We start from the raw sequence: 15,651 nt of genomic DNA, 5'->3' as shown, positions 1-15,651 counted from the left end.
CACAAATAGTAGGATTTTTAAATATAATAATTACCTTTGTGGTAGTTATTACATCCAACCCCAGTAATAGTAGATCCTCTCTTTAGCGCAAGCTAGAATTCAGCAATTTTTTTTACCAACGAATGATTTTAGATCCTTGTCCAGGGATATAATTTCTGTTTGACAACCTACCCAAACAGTTTTTATTCAGGACAAAAATTTTTTAGCGAATAACGCATGTGTATTCGGAGTGACCTCCGTGTGCTATGTGAATTGGTTTGAAATTTTTATTAATCATTAAATAGAGGATCTCATGGAGAAAACGATTTTTACATCTCCCATTTCTACATCAAGCTTTGCACGTCTTCACCTCGTGAGGATATTTATTGCAGCTATGTTTGTCTTTACATTCGCCTCTGTCCAACAGACAGTAACGGCGCAATGTTCATTGGCATGTAATGGGCTTACACAAATTTCTTTAGATCAGAATTGTCGTGCACTGGTAACAGCGGCAATGATTCTGAATGACACCGCAACGCAGTGTCCTGGTGCACAATATCAGGTAACTGTATTAAGGTACAAAAAACCAATTCCAACTTCTCCGGTGGTTACCGATGCTGAAATCGGTCAACATATTGAGGTTGAAATTAAGGATTTAATCTCGGGCAATAAATGCTGGGGCACTCTGGTAGTAGAGGATAAATTGCCTCCGGTAATTGAGTGTCGCAGAGATACCATTCCATGTTTTGCAGCGGCAACTTTTACGCCGTATCACTACGATGCATGTACATGGGATACGTTGATTTTGTTGGATGAAATTATTCAGCCACTGAATTGCGACCCTAATTACATAAAGCGTGTAATTAAAAAGTACATCGCGCGAGACGCTTATAACAACACATCTGCAATCTGTACAGATACTACACTTCTTGAAAGATTCGACACTTCAAGAGTTATTTGTCCGGAAGACAGATCACTTGCAACAGGCAAAGCTTTAAATTGTAAAGATCTAAGATATAATCGTATTCCACTTGATAGTAAAGGCCATCCCCATCCGAGTTTTACAGGAGTACCATTGTATCACGATACTATTTTACGCAGTCCTTTAGTGCTTGATACAATTGCACTTTGGCCTGTAAGAGATATTTACTGCAACATTGCTGTAACTTATGAAGACATCGATCTTGGAAGGATTGGTTGTGTTCAGAAATACATGCGTATGTGGTCTATTCGTGAGTGGTGGTGTAATGGTGAGCGTGTGCGTACCTGTATACAATTGATTGAAATTGTAGACAGAGAAGCACCTTACGTTCATTGTCCTTATCCAATTGATGCTACTACGGATGGTAACTATAAGTGTGAAGGTACAGTATACTTGCCTCCAGCAGTTGTGTTTGACAGTTGTGGTGGGCCTGTTAGGGTAGATGTTGTTTATCCTGGAGGTATTTTAAAGAATCAAAATGGAGGAACCGTTAAGCTTCCTGTAGGTGAACATAACATTGTTTATCGTGCCTATGATGATTGTTACAATGTTGATTCCTGCATTGTTTTAGTTAGAGTATTGGATAAAACTGCTCCTGTAGCAATTTGCGACAGAGAAACAGTGGTTTCACTTTCTGTAGATGGAAGAGCCCACGTTTATGCCAAAACATTTGACGATGGTTCATACGATGATTGTCATATCGATTCCATGTTGGTCAGAAGAATGAATGACGGACCTTGCGACAATGATCAATTGGCTGATCCATTCAGACCATTCGTAGAATTCTGTTGTGAAGATGTAGGCAGATCTATTCTGGTAGTCTTCAGAGTAAAAGATAAATCCGGCAATTACAATGATTGCATGGTAAATATAGAGGTTCAGGATAAGTTAAAACCAACTTGCAAGGCACCGATTGATTTAACAGTTTCATGTGATTACCATTTTGACATCAACAATTTGAATGTCTTTGGTGATATTCAAACAGATTCAGCCTTAATATTTAATACCAGAACTATTAGATTTAAGAAAAACTGTTACAGCGGAGTTGATACAGTATTTAATATACATGATGGATTCGCGCACGACAATTGTAATCTTAGTTTAAGTAAATGGTATGTAGACAACAGAACGCAGTGTAATGTTGGAACCATTACCAGATACTGGGAAGTAAGAGATGCAAATGGTGTAGATACTTGTAAGCAGGTAATTACCTTCTTCAACTATTGTCCATTCAGATTATACACAGATATTATCTGGCCTAAGGATTCAACATTCAACATGTGTTTTGATCCAAATATCCTCACTCCGGAAAGAACTGGAAGGCCAAGAGCGATCAATGAAGATAAATGTGATTTGCTTGGATACAGCTGGGAAGATCATGTATTTAGATTTGTAAATGGATCTGATGCATGCTACAAGATTATCAGAAAATGGAAGGCGATTGACTGGTGTCAGTTTGTGTACAATTCAACTTCCAGACAGTATGAATATGTAACGGTTACTCATGAGCAGATTATCAAAGTAAACAATCTGGTTGATCCAACCATTACAGGCAGATTTACGGATACTACTTTCTGTACACTAGACAGTTGTTTCAATGGCCCTGCAGTATTAACAGTTGATCTGGCAGATGATTGTACTCCTGGTAGTGAACTTGCATGGGAGTATCTAATCGATCTTGACAACAATGGTACTTACGACATCATCCGCTCAGGAATTGGTAACAGAATTGATGCTTCAGGAAGATATAAATTAGGAAATCACACCATCAAATTTGTGGTGGAAGACAAATGCGGAAATAAAGTTGCCAGAGAGCGCAGATTCAGCATTATTAATTGCAAGCAGCCAACACCATATTGTTTGAATGGAGTGGCTATTGATTTAATGCCTATGGATACCAATGGAGACGGTGTAGTTGATACTGCAATGATCCAGGTATGGGCCAGCGATTTGGATCGAGGAAGTTATCATGTGTGCGGAAACAGAATTGTATTGAGTTTCTCTAAGGACACTGCAGATAAATTCAGAAATTACAATTGTTCACATCTTGGTCAGCAGGCTGTTGAGATTTGGGTAACAGATGCTGTTACAGGTCAGCAGGCATTCTGCAGAACATTTATTGAAGTTCAGGATAACAACAAAGCATGTCAGAAAGGTACACTTACCAATGGAAATGTATCGGGTTTGATCATTGCCAATACCGGAAATTCACAAGATCCAATCAACAAGGTAGAAGTAGAACTTCAGGGAAGTAATTTACCTAAATACACGACCACCAAAGATGGAAGGTATGCATTTATCGACATGAAATTGAATGGTGCTAATTACACAGTGGCTCCGTATAAAAATGATGATCATGCAAATGGAATTTCAACTGCTGACATCATTAAAATACAGAAGCACATTCTTGGACTTGAGCCATTAAAAGATCCGTACTTATTTATTGCAGCTGATGTTAACAACAGTAAAACTATTACATCTGCCGATATCATCGAATTGAGAAAATTGATACTTGGTCAGATTACAAAGTTTGCAAAGAATGAGTCATGGGCATTTGTTGATAAAAACTACAAGTTCGTTGAATCCGATGAAGAAGTTTTGAATGAAAACTTCCCAAGAAATTATGTGATCAATCCTTTCAATCAGAGTATGATCATTGATTTCAGAGGTATAAAGATTGGAGATTTGAACGGATCTGTAGTGGCATCCAATGCCTCAAGCACTCAATCCAGATCAAAAGATGTTTTATCACTTGTAACAGCTGAAAGAAACTTTTCGACTCAGGAGGAATTCATCGTTCCTATCCAGTTGTCTCAAGCTAAAACCATCAATGGTTACCAGTTTACCATGCAATTTGATCCAACAAAGTTAGAGCTTGTTGATGTGATCAGTGGTGCAAGCCACATGACAAAAGAGAATATGGGCATGTCCAGAATTGAAGAAGGATTGCTCGCAATCAGTTGGAATAGTAATGAAGTCACGGCCCTTCAGAACTACGAAAACTTATTCTCGCTCAAATTCAAAGCTCTTTCGAAAGGTCAAATATCAACTACGCTACAATTAAATTCAACCATTACTCAGGCAGAAGCTTACAATGCTTCACTTGAGAGTATGGATATCAGATTAGGTTACAGAAACAGCCAGGGAGTAAACGACCAGAATGGCCTGGTTCTGTATCAGAATCAACCAAACCCATTCTCTGATCTGACAGTGATCGGATTTGACATGCCTCGCGCTGCTAAAGCCACACTGACTGTGTATGATCTCAACAGCAGAACTGTTCTTAAATCGGACATTCAAGCTGTAAAAGGTTACAACAGTATTCAGATTAACCACTCACAGTTAGGTGTTACCGGCGTCCTCTACTATCAGTTGGATGCAGAAGGATATACCGCTACGAGGAGAATGGTAGTGATCCAATAAGGCTAAATTCGTTTTGTTCTAAAGAGTTTACTGTTTTTGGGATGGGACCCTCCCTTAGGTAATGACCTAAGGGGGGTTCTTTTTTTTTAGTGAGGTTGTATTGATAATTTGAGTGTTGTGCTGTAATGTATTTAATTTTGTCAGTTATATATTTAAAATGGGACGCATTCTTGCAATTGATTATGGTAAAAAGCGCTGTGGCATTGCTGTAACAGATCCTTTACAGATGATCTCCAATGCACTGGATACAATTGATACAGAAAACATCGAAGAATATTTATTGACCTATTGTAGAAATGAACAAGTTGAGAAAATTATTTTCGGATTGCCTTTTCACAGTGATGGCAAAGAGACGTATTTGACTCAGGAAGTAAAAGATTTCAGTAAAATTCTTCAGCAAAAATTGCCTGAAATAAAATTTGATTTTCAGGAAGAGTCTTTTACTTCTGTTAAAGCCAAGGAAGCTATTCTTCAAAGCGGAACCCCCAAAATGAAAAGAAGAGATAAGGGATTGGTTGATCGCATCAGTGCAGTAATAATACTGCAGGAATATTTAGGTCATTATTAAACTTGAAGCTCTAAGATTATGAACAATTTATGGATCGACACACATACCCATCTTTATTTACCTGAATTTGATGAGGATCGTTCTGAAATGATGGAGCGTGCTATTGCTTCAGGTTTGGATAAAATGTTGTTGCCAAATATTGAAGCAAATACAATCGGTCAAGTCGTCAGAATGAAAAATGAATATCCAGATCATTGTGACATGATGATGGGTTTACATCCATGTTCGGTCAAGGAAAATTATCTGGAAGAATTAAATTTGATTGAAAGGGCATTGGCAGAAAATTCCTGTAAGGGAGTAGGGGAGATTGGACTTGATTTATATTGGGATCCTTCCAGTCTTGCCAGGCAAATGGAGGCTTTCACCATTCAATTGGGATGGAGTCAACAAACAGGACTTCCGGTGAGCGTCCATACCCGGGAAGCTACTGAAGAGTCTCTGGGCCTTTTGGAAAGGCTTCAGGATGGCAGAATCAAAGGGGTTTTTCATTGTTTTAGTGGATCGATTGAGCAGGCCCAGCGATTGATCCAGTTGGGATTTTATATTGGGATAGGTGGTGTGGTGACTTATAAAAAAACAAACTTGCCGGATTTATTGCTAGAATTGGGACTTGATCGCATGGTTTTGGAGACCGATGCGCCTTACCTAAGTCCGGTGCCTTACAGGGGTAAGCGAAATGAACCAGCTTACATTCCCGTCATTGGGGCCAGGATAGCGGAGATACTTAATATGAGTATAGAACAGGTAGGTCAGATAACCACACACAATGCAAAAACCGTCTTTTATCCAGAATTGGTCTCTGCTAAATCCTAGAAAAGCGCTATCTTGCGGCCGCTTTACAAAAAGCGAGGATAATGGAGAGTTGTCCGAGTGGTCGAAGGAGCACGCCTGGAAAGTGTGTATACTCCAAAAGGGTATCTAGGGTTCGAATCCCTAACTCTCCGCCAGTTTTCACAAATCGTACTAAATAACTCAATACAACCCGTCCTTTTGGGAGGGTTGTATGTTATTTTTTTTGTTCCTAATTTTTTAGTGGATCAAATTTTGTCAAAACCTACCTTCGTACTTGGCTTGCAGCAGGGCAGTATTGGCTTCAAAAGTATTTTAGTTTTATTTGAGTATTCTTTGGCATGAGTTCAAGTGTTAGCCGTTAAGTTGAAATGTTTTTCAACGGGTTTTAATATTCTTTTTAACTTAATACCTACAATTGTATCATGAAAATATATTTTACTTTTGGTTTTTTGTTCATTTATGTTGCGTGTTTTGCGCAAGTTCATTTGGGTCCCAGCCAAAAATATCCAAACATAAAGGATGCCGTAAATGCAAAAGCAATTCGTGAAGGAGATACCGTTTATCTGCATGCAGGATCTTATTCGGGGTATCAACTCGTAACCAATCTAAAGGGAAGTCCGGGTCGTTGGATTACCATTACAAGATATAAAAATGATGTGATCAATATTTCAGGTGGGTGGCAATTTGTAAGTTGTGAATATCTGCGATTTCAGTATTTAAATTTCAGAGGCAACACCCTTAATAAAGGGCGTTTGTTTAGTGTAGACAACGGTGGCAGTTGTGTCACTCAATCAAAATTTATTCAAGTGGACAGCTGTTATTTTTCAAATACGACTGATGCGGCTGCAATTGTAGCATTTAAGTTGGCAGGTGTAGACAGTTTTGAAGTGTGTAATAATGTTTTCAAAGATTTTCCTGTATGCGGTGCCATGGATTACAACACTTGTCGCAATGGCATTATAAAAGGTAACCGACTGGAAAATTGTCTTACCGGTGGACATATAAAGGGAGGGTCCTCCAATATAGTTATGGAACGCAACTTGTTTGTCAATGCTTCTCAGGCAAGTTGGGTCGCATTTGAGTTAGGAGGGGATACGAGTCCGCAATTTTATTGTCCTGAAGATAAATTTGAAGTTAAAAACCTTCAGTTTTATTCAAACCTTGTCATAGGCGGATACAGAGGCATATCGCTGTCCTCAGCAAAAGATTGTAGAGTTATCAACAATACATTTTATTCGTGTGGTCAGGCCACCATGCGATTTTTAACTACGAGTGTATTGTACCCACAACTTTCAGGAAATGTAATAGAGAACAATATTTTTGCTTTTGGTCAAAGTGCTTACATGAATGGTGGAAATCAATCTGCCGATGCGGCAATATTTAGTAAGAATATTTATTACAGTTTGGTTCAGGGAAATTTTAATGGTCCTTACTGGGATTCACCGGCCCTGGATTTGATCAAAGATAAAAATCCTTTGAATTTTGGTTCAGCTACTCCCATGTTTGTGGATACTGCAAATCAAAATTTTAATTTGCTGCCAGCCAGTCCTGCAAAAGGAATGGGTAAAAATCAAATTGAGCCACTTTATGATTTTTTTGGGAAACCGTTTTCAATGATTGCGCGGAGTATTGGTGCAGTAGAATTTCAAACCAGCCTATTTACTTTCGATCAAAGCACTCAGGAAACAAAAAGGCAATTGACTGTTTTTCCAAATCCCGCAAAAGATCAAATTACAGTTAAAGCGGAATCCGGGAATCAAACATTGGAACTTTTTAATTCCGCAGGTTGCAGGATCTTGATTTTTGAGTCCGGCCAAATTGTAGAACTCAGAAATTTATCCCCTGGAATCTATTTAATAAGGGGAATTGGAGAATGCCTTAAGTTTATTAAAACTAAGTAAGTTGAAGTTTTAAAGATATTTAGACATTTTTAATTGAAAATCCGGTTTTATTTTATTAAATTGCTGATTGAAGGTTATTGGAAGGGATTCTTTTTCCAATATCTTGAACACATTCCTTAGTGTGCATCGTTTAATAAATAAAATCATCTTATGATATCATCTAGAAGTTTTGCTTTAGTATTCATGCTTTCCATTGGATTCCTGTTGAGTCTTAAAGCGTACAATCAATTAACAGTTGCAGATGTCAGGTTTGCTAATTATGTACGCTCTGGAAGCATTGACAGTGCTTTTCTGGTCGTAAAGTCTAAAGGACTTTATACAGAACAGAGCATGTATTTGACCATTTCTGCCAGGGGGCAGGGGTTTAAAGCAACTGATTCGTTGGAAATCAGTTATCGGTTTGATTTACCGGCTGGAGCCATTGGAACAGATACTTGGTTGTGGCTTGATGAAAATACAATAAGTAAAGGCAAACTTTATGATAAGTGGACTGCTTCAGGCATATATGAAAATATTGTCAAACGCAGAAGGGACCCATCCTTGCTTTTCAAGGAATCCGCTACTCAATATTTGTTAAAAATATTTCCCATGAGTGGTACCGGATCAAGGAAGATAAAAATTACCTATCTAATTCCATCTTCAATAAGCATTGATAAATTCTCCACAAAGTTGATCAGTAATTATTTAAATGTTGGGTCAGTAAAAGTTGATTTTTTGAAGGTGGTGTATTTTCAGGAAACCAATTTTGTATCTCCGGTCCTTGTTAATTCCAAAGGCGAAGCCATTAGTTTATTTAAGAAGTACGAACCTTCGGGTAATATCTATTACAACGGAGTGTGTTTGTACAAAGATTATATAGAGGACATGGATTTTGAGGTTCAGGTTTTTAATCCTTCGCCTATTATTTTTTCAGTATTTGAAAGAAATGGAGAAAAATATTATCAATTGGCTATCCAGCCAAATTCTTTTTTGGATTCAAAACCTACACAGAGTCTTTTGATATGCCTTGATCTAGACATGTCAAACGTGGTAGGAAAGGCTCCTGTTTTCAGTAATCTAATTTCAAATCTTAAAAAGGAGTTAGGCGAAAATGATGCATTTAACGTAAGTTTTACAAAAGGATTTCAATATCAACTTTATTCAACACAATGGATGAAATCCTCCGATGATAAAATTGAGGAAGTATTTACCAGCATTTCAAATCAGATTTCTTCCATTTCTTCTTCCGCATTGTTGATGAATGAATCTCTGAATTGGATTATAAATTCAAGCTCCAATGGAAGGGTTCTCTTAGTGACATCGGGATCAGGATTTCATAATTTTAATTCTGCAAACTTGCTTATTGAAGCTTTAAAATCAGCTGGGCTTGAGAGAATGCCATTTCACATAGCAGATGTGAGTTCTGTCAACGTAAATTGCAGTAATTATGGGACACAATATTTTTGCAACAACCAGTATTTACTTACGAACTTAGCAAGGATTAGCAAGGGAAGCAGCAATGTTTTTTTGGGAGGGCAACAGTCACTCAATAATATGATTGGAACTGCTGTGGTGAATTCAGTTCCGGTTCTGACAAACCCGCAAATATATCCTAAACCTCAAAATGGTTATACATATTCCAGATACCATCCTGTGCAATATGATAAGTTGGGATTAAATGAATTTATGATTCAATTTGGTAAGTTTAAAGGGGAATTGCCTTTTACACTTGATGTTACCGGAGAAGCGGAGGGAAAAGTTTACAACAAATTTTTAGTAATAGATTCATCAGCTCTAACACCGAGGGATGGTACAGTAGAACAAATTTGGGCGGATTACCAAATCAAGTATTACGAGTTAGCAGGAAGTAAAAATCAGGCTAGAATAAGTGATGCCATAAGTTTGAGTATTGATTCCAGGGTCTTGGGTTTGTACACTGCATTTCTGTGTCTGGAAGACAGTAGTTTTTTCTGTCCGAATTGCATTGATGAATCCAAGACAAGTACGGGAACTAAAAATTCAAGTGAGGATGATAAATTTATAGTGAGTCCTAATCCATTTTGGGATCAGATTCACATAGAATTGAACCCGGGGAGTGGGCATTCAAATGAATTGCCGCTCATTCAAATCTATGACCTTCAGGGAAAAATTGTTTATCAAACAAAAGATGGCTCCTGGTCTGGAGATGTATTAAGCTTTGACTTGAATGTAACTGAACTTAAAGCTGGAATGTATATTCTTGTCATTAAGCTAAATGACAAAGTCTTCAAGAAAAAAATTATCAAACTTTAATTCAAATTTTATAGTTTAATCCATCCACCAAATTGCTTCAAACTGATTATTCATTGGATGGATATATCCTTCAAGTGGTGATTAATTAGAATTGAATATAAAATAAGTAAGAATGGAATTCGAATTAGTACATGTATTTAGTGCAACGCCGGAAGAAGTTTACCGGGCGTTTCTGAGTTCTGACGAGCACAGCAAGATGACTGGAGCTGAAGCAGAAGTTTCCGATCGGATCGGAGGAAATTTTACGGCCTGGGATGGCTATATAAGCGGGCATAATTTGGAACTTGTTGAAGGAATGAAAATTGTTCAAAATTGGAGGACAGATGATTTTGAGGAAGGCCAGCCGGATAGTTTGCTTGAAATTCAACTGGAACCAATTGAAAATGGACAAACTGCTTTGAAGTTAATTCATAAAGATCTTCCTGAAAGTGACACCCAATATGTAAAGGGTTGGCAAGATTATTATTTTAACCCCATGGAAATTTATTTTAGCTCGCTAAAAAAGTGAAGGCTTTTTTAAACGCTACCCAACAATTAATTTAGTCTCTATAAATTATAAATCCAAAATCTCCTTTGATCATATCAAAGGAGATTTTGGGATAAATGCATTCAGGTTATTATGTGATCTAAGGATTTTAAATTGCTATGGATTCAATACAATGATTTTCTTTACAAATTTTTGATTCTGATCAAGGTTTAAATTGACCAGATACATTCCCGGAGGCATCTCATCCAGTTGGACGTGCAGTTGATTCATTTTATTAAAAACCTCCTGGTGTCTTATGTTTCCATGTATATCCTGAATGATGATTGATCCTGAAGCAAATTGATCAAATTGCACCTTGAAATAATCAAGAATTGGGTTCGGATAAATTGTAATATGAGCGTTTGTCTGTTGGTCTTTGTTGCTCGAAATAATGCAATTCACCTTATTGTAAGTTGGTTTGCTGGTTATGGCAAAGGCCCCGATGCCATCAGGGCATCTTTCCAGTGAATTATCTGTAGGGATGGTGCCAAAACTTAAACTGTCAATGATTATCCCATCAGGTCTGGAAAGGATTAATTCTTCGCCACTTGCAGATAATTTGAAATTAGCATGCAAGCCGGTAGGTTCTGAACTGTCTTCATCAAGCCATAATACCAATCTCCCTTTGGCTGGGATGATGGTGCCTTTTGGAAAATCCCATTTATCTTTTTTGGCAAAGTCATCTGAAAAATAAAGTCCACCCAAATCTATGTCTTGGTTAGTGGTGTTGTATAATTCAGCCCAATCTTCATATTTGTCGTCACTTACATCCACAATGTAACTTTGATTGCTGCTCATTAATTCATTGACCACCACTTCTCCTTTTTGTATGAAAGTAAATGGTTCTGTTGCTTCTAACACGTGGTATTCAAATTCTGCTCTTTCAGGTGAGAATATTCCGGCTGAGGAATTTTCAGCATAGACATAGTATTGCGTTTTTTTGGAATCTGCAATGATGTAATTTCCAAAAACGCCGTCATTTGCGATTCCATCCTGGTGGAACCCATCGTCATATAATTTTTGCTGTAGGAAGGGAAGCGATTTATTTTTTCTAAATCCAATAAAAACTTCGGATCCGGATTTTATGGAAACATTTACCCAGACAGTATCATTCACTTTTGGTGAAGGATTATTCCATTGGATGTTGGTAATGGAAGGTGGAATAGCATTGAATTCTGCGACCGTTTTAAAATAAGCAAGGCGCGCATTCATCAAAGTTGAAATACCGGGTACAGCGCCGCCTGGCCCACCGCCTGAAGAAATCGCAGCTGTCAGAGAGTTTTGAAATGCAGCATAAGTGGTAAGGCTGTTTGGATCTGTTTTAACAAAGGAATCTACTATGGTCTGGAGATTTTTTGCAATGGTTTCAAATTCTTTATTGGCGACAAACTCATTGCAAAGTGTACGAACATGTGCGGTGTACATTCTTTTGTACAGTGGAGTTTGTAAAATTTTCTGTATAAGTGGTCTTGCCGCATTGGATTCTCCATTGAAGAAGGGAATCTTGTCAGTGGTTGTGCCACCACCTCCACCTATTCCGCCGGGGAATCCGCCAATACTCATATTGAGATCCCAGATAATTGGTAGAAAGCGGCCATGGTTGTCTTCATAGAGATAGTAATTTTGAGAAAAAGCACCTGTGTAACTGTCATAATTAGAAAATACGCTATTGAATGCATGCATCCATATAGCTCGGTCTATATCCAAAATTTTGGGAAGGGCTGAAGCATTATTTTTAAGTGTATCCATTAAGGCAATTAGTTTGGCCCAACCAAAGCCATTCTCCATACCATAATATGTATAATACTTAGTACTGTCATAAGAATTGAAAACCAGATTGCTGGTTGAATTTGTGCCCGGACGATCAGGATTGCCTTTTACAAAAACATGGTCAGCGTTTCCAAAATGGTCACTGCAGAATTTCTTATTAACTGCTTCCACATTGGTATAAAAGCCAATGTATTTGTCATTGATGTACACGGTTGAAAAGTTTGCTTCGGAACAATCCATGTAATTGGAAAGAATGCTGTATGACAAGGCCTCCCGAACTGCAGAAGGATCTGAAAAATTATTCCCCAATTTGATGCTGGAGTATTTTTGATAGTCCTGATTATCAAGTATCCAGTCTAACTTAATGTGCAAAGGGTTCTTTACATTCGTATTTCTATACGAGCTGTTCCCTTTATACTTTACGCCTACACTGTCAAATTTGACACCATTTATGAGACAATATTTTGCTAAAATATATTCTTCTTTACCGGCTTTGGCTGTATCCAGACGATAATCCCAATTTTCATAATCAAAATATATTTTAATCTCCTGAACCTTTTTTATGTCATAGAAATTTTCATTTTGCGCAAACAGGAAGGTAAATGGGAAAATAACATTTAGGGCAAAAGCCAACTTCAATGCTGGAGTAATTCCGAATTGTTTCAAAGTCATACCTGGTTTATTGTAAATATTTGTAACCGTAAAGATATTAATCTTTCAGGTCTTGAGTCTAAAGCAAGGATATATCCGCTTTGTACTCAATACAACCCATTTTATTTCAAAATTGGTCTAATCCAATTTTGAAAACTACAATGGATACTGATGGATACAAAAAAATAGTCCAAAAGAACGAAGTGAAAATTGGACTATTTTATTTGTACAATAGGGGTAATTCCATTTTTTTTCAAACTCCATCTGGATTCAAGTCCAAGAGGGTTGTGTATCAAATATTTGAGAAGGATAATTTAGTGTGAAATTTTTATTGCGACCACCAAATTTAAATTAAATGTGAGTTAATGCCATGAGGCCGATTAAATATATAGTTGATTGATCATTGCAACACAGACGAGGTTGAATTTTTAAGCAAGAATATTCATTTCCATGATTAACTGCAAAATAATATAGCCTTAGAACTGTTTGATTTTTTTTTGATACCTTTTATCAAAGCCTTGGCAAATCGGGTTAAATGCGATTACTGTAGCAATGGAATAGGGTAGAATGCTAACTAGAGGATTTTAACCCCATCTTCCGAACTTTAAAGAGTTGAATGATCAAATAAATCAAAGTACCCCATACGGAGAAAATGATGCCGAATGCCAAAGTTAATAACCACATAGGAACTTTGTCTCCGGTAGCCCAAAGGGATCTCTTTCCGTAATTAGAAGAGTAGGAACCTGCATAGCCCCAAGGCACTTTTAATTCATATGCCAAATTGCCGTAGGAATCATTTTCTTCTATTTTTGCAGCCAGATAAATCATTCCATTCTCATCACCTGCTATAGAATCAATTGCAAATTCGACCAGGGCTGTGCCTGAGGAATCTGTGGTGACAGTAGCTTCTTCTCCAACAGGTAAAATTGAAGACAATCTTTTTACTCCTACACGAATTTCGACATCAGAGACCGGCGTCCAGGTAGAATCCGAAAGTTCGAGGCAGGTTACTTTAATTTTTCGAACTTCATCCTCCATGACAGTATCTAGTAAGAGTTTTGATTTAGTAATCTCGGCTTCTGTTTGTAAGACACCGAGTTCATCAATTGAATCAAGAATGGCAATAAATTTTTGCTGATTGGATGCCTTCCATGCTTCTGCAAATGTTATTGGAATTTGAATATTAGCCTTCCCCTCAAAGTCAGTCACAAAATTTCCAATTTTATTTGATGCTTCGGTTTCATCATTTAGGAAGACCGTCAAATTCCTCTTGGACAAAGGTTCCAGGTTATTTTTTGTTTTTAACATACCCTGAAAAACCAAATAATGCGTTTCATTTTGAATGTTGAAATATTTCAGACTCAAAAAAGGTTTTTTCTTAACCACCTCAGCAGTATCCTTTTGTCCCCAAGAAGGGTTTACAAAGGCAATGAAGATTATCAGTGGCAGGTATGATTTATATAAGTTGTTCAGCGTTTTCATCTTCTCCTGTAATTGTTTCATGAATAGGAATAATTGGAAATATTCTGGCAAATATGGTGATGACCAATAATGCGCCGGCAAGCGATCCCATCGCGATGGCCCATTCTTGCCAGGATGGGAAATAAAATTTAAATTTCTCAGGTACATCCTGCATAGGCAAAAAGGGATGGAGTAGGGTAGGAGTTACAATCAGGTACCTTTTGAACCAAGCGCCCACCACTACCATTACGCCAGCTGCAAAGACCATAGCCGGTTTACGACCTTGTTTAGTGATCAGAATGGCGATCGGAAGAAGCATTCCAATAATAATCGCAAACCAAAACATAGGGGCAAAGTGTCCGGCAAAAAGTTCATTTAGATGGGCTTCTTCTGGTTTTTTCATTTTAAATGCGGGCACCAAATATTCATTGATGTTGAAATACAGATAAAGGAATGCCAACAGAACAACTGCTTTTCCCATCTTTTCAAAATGCATGTCTGTGATGTATTTTTCTAAGTTATAAACTCTCCGAAAAACATACATAGCGGTAACGACACCACCGGCCCCAACTAGAAATGCACCGGAGACAAAATAAGCCCCAAAATTAGTACTGTCCCATCCGGGTCTATAAGTAGTTGCGAATAGCCAGGAGGTCACTGTATGTATACAAAATGCCACCGGGATAATCATAATACTTAAGATGGTGATGGAATGATTATTTATTTTTTTCTGATCTGAAGAACCCCTCCAAAATGATCCAAGGAACCGGTAAAGTTTATTAAGCCAACCAGGTTCACTGTTTTTGTTGTTGATCATTATTTTAAGATCGGGAAGCAGCGGCAGATATAATAGTAAAAGACTGATAAGGAAATAAGTGCCGATCACCACGACATCCCACACAATAGGTGATTGGAGTCTTGGATGGAATATTAAATTCAAAAGTCTTTCAGGTCTACCCATGTCCACAATAATGATCAAGGAGGCAAAAAATATTGCAGAAACTGCAATGATCTCAGCAATTCTTGTGATCGGAGTACTCCAATGAATATTTGCCAATCGAAAAATGGCGGTGATTAAAGACCCCACCAAACTAATGGCTACGAAGAAAACGAAGTTGGATATGTATATACCCCAGGAAACATAATCACCCATGGCGGTGACTGATAGTCCATCTCTTAATTGGAGGAAGTATGCGTATGCTCCGAAAGCACAAATCAAAAGGAGGCATGCTACCCAAATCATTCCGGCATTTCCAAATTTTTTGGGAAGCAGATCTTTGATTATTTTATCTGATTTAGCAACTGTTGTCGAGTTCATAAGTGGGAA

At 37.7% G+C, this 15,651-nt stretch carries 9 protein-coding genes and 1 tRNA gene; 7 read left to right on the top strand and 3 right to left on the bottom strand.

Translation table 11 applies throughout. The annotated features are described in order from the left end of the window. The first annotated feature begins 292 nt into the window (after positions 1-292). From IPJ53_14205 to IPJ53_14175, 7 genes are all read left to right on the top strand, one after another. Positions 293-4,384 (top strand): hypothetical protein, encoded by a 4,092-nt coding sequence (locus IPJ53_14205; GenBank protein MBK7800250.1) that lies wholly within the window; start codon positions 293-295, stop codon positions 4,382-4,384. A 157-nt stretch (positions 4,385-4,541) separates the two neighbouring features. Continuing rightward, positions 4,542-4,952, top strand: coding sequence for a Holliday junction resolvase RuvX (gene ruvX / locus IPJ53_14200; protein MBK7800249.1), 411 nt, complete (start codon positions 4,542-4,544; stop codon positions 4,950-4,952). 18 nt (positions 4,953-4,970) lie between these two features. Then, entirely contained in the window at positions 4,971-5,765 is a 795-nt protein-coding gene (locus IPJ53_14195) for a TatD family hydrolase (protein MBK7800248.1), read from the top strand. Between the two features lie 43 nt (positions 5,766-5,808). Next, a tRNA-Ser gene (locus IPJ53_14190) sits at positions 5,809-5,899 on the top strand. 267 nt (positions 5,900-6,166) lie between these two features. Further along, the gene (locus IPJ53_14185) at positions 6,167-7,645 is read left to right on the top strand and encodes a hypothetical protein (GenBank protein ID MBK7800247.1); all 1,479 of its coding nucleotides are present in this window, start codon (positions 6,167-6,169) and stop codon (positions 7,643-7,645) included. Positions 7,646-7,795: 150 nt separating this feature from the next. Then, on the top strand, positions 7,796-9,916 hold the full coding sequence (locus IPJ53_14180) for a T9SS type A sorting domain-containing protein (GenBank protein ID MBK7800246.1): 2,121 nt from the start codon (positions 7,796-7,798) through the stop codon (positions 9,914-9,916). Between the two features lie 112 nt (positions 9,917-10,028). After that, entirely contained in the window at positions 10,029-10,424 is a 396-nt protein-coding gene (locus tag IPJ53_14175) for an SRPBCC domain-containing protein (protein ID MBK7800245.1), read from the top strand. A 135-nt stretch (positions 10,425-10,559) separates the two neighbouring features. Here the strand turns inward: IPJ53_14175 and IPJ53_14170 are convergent, their stop codons facing one another. From IPJ53_14170 to nrfD, 3 genes are all read right to left on the bottom strand, one after another. Further along, on the bottom strand, positions 10,560-12,884 hold the full coding sequence (locus IPJ53_14170) for a CotH kinase family protein (protein ID MBK7800244.1): 2,325 nt from the start codon (positions 12,882-12,884) through the stop codon (positions 10,560-10,562). 549 nt (positions 12,885-13,433) lie between these two features. Further along, on the bottom strand, positions 13,434-14,366 hold the full coding sequence (locus IPJ53_14165) for a hypothetical protein (protein MBK7800243.1): 933 nt from the start codon (positions 14,364-14,366) through the stop codon (positions 13,434-13,436). Continuing rightward, positions 14,320-15,642: a polysulfide reductase NrfD gene (nrfD, locus tag IPJ53_14160; GenBank protein ID MBK7800242.1), complete on the bottom strand. Its 1,323-nt coding sequence runs from the start codon at positions 15,640-15,642 to the stop codon at positions 14,320-14,322. The genes IPJ53_14165 and nrfD overlap by 47 nt, the downstream gene beginning before the upstream one ends. Positions 15,643-15,651: the final 9 nt, after the last annotated feature.

This window comes from Candidatus Vicinibacter affinis (genome assembly GCA_016714365.1).
Taxonomy (GTDB): Bacteria; Bacteroidota; Bacteroidia; order Chitinophagales; family Saprospiraceae; genus Vicinibacter; species Vicinibacter affinis.
The sequence above is the reverse complement of the archived record's forward strand: the minus strand, read 5'-3'. Positions and strand labels throughout refer to the sequence as shown.

Bases quoted from the DNA above. Each gene is read 5' to 3' on its own strand.
- IPJ53_14205 (MBK7800250.1), top strand. From the start codon at position 293: ATGGAGAAAACGATTTTTACATCTCCCATTTCTACATCAAGCTTTGCA.
- ruvX (MBK7800249.1), top strand. From the start codon at position 4,542: ATGGGACGCATTCTTGCAATTGATTATGGTAAAAAGCGCTGTGGCATT.
- IPJ53_14195 (MBK7800248.1), top strand. From the start codon at position 4,971: ATGAACAATTTATGGATCGACACACATACCCATCTTTATTTACCTGAA.
- IPJ53_14185 (MBK7800247.1), top strand. From the start codon at position 6,167: ATGAAAATATATTTTACTTTTGGTTTTTTGTTCATTTATGTTGCGTGT.
- IPJ53_14180 (MBK7800246.1), top strand. From the start codon at position 7,796: ATGATATCATCTAGAAGTTTTGCTTTAGTATTCATGCTTTCCATTGGA.
- IPJ53_14175 (MBK7800245.1), top strand. From the start codon at position 10,029: ATGGAATTCGAATTAGTACATGTATTTAGTGCAACGCCGGAAGAAGTT.
- IPJ53_14170 (MBK7800244.1), bottom strand. From the start codon at position 12,884: ATGACTTTGAAACAATTCGGAATTACTCCAGCATTGAAGTTGGCTTTT.
- IPJ53_14165 (MBK7800243.1), bottom strand. From the start codon at position 14,366: ATGAAACAATTACAGGAGAAGATGAAAACGCTGAACAACTTATATAAA.
- nrfD (MBK7800242.1), bottom strand. From the start codon at position 15,642: ATGAACTCGACAACAGTTGCTAAATCAGATAAAATAATCAAAGATCTG.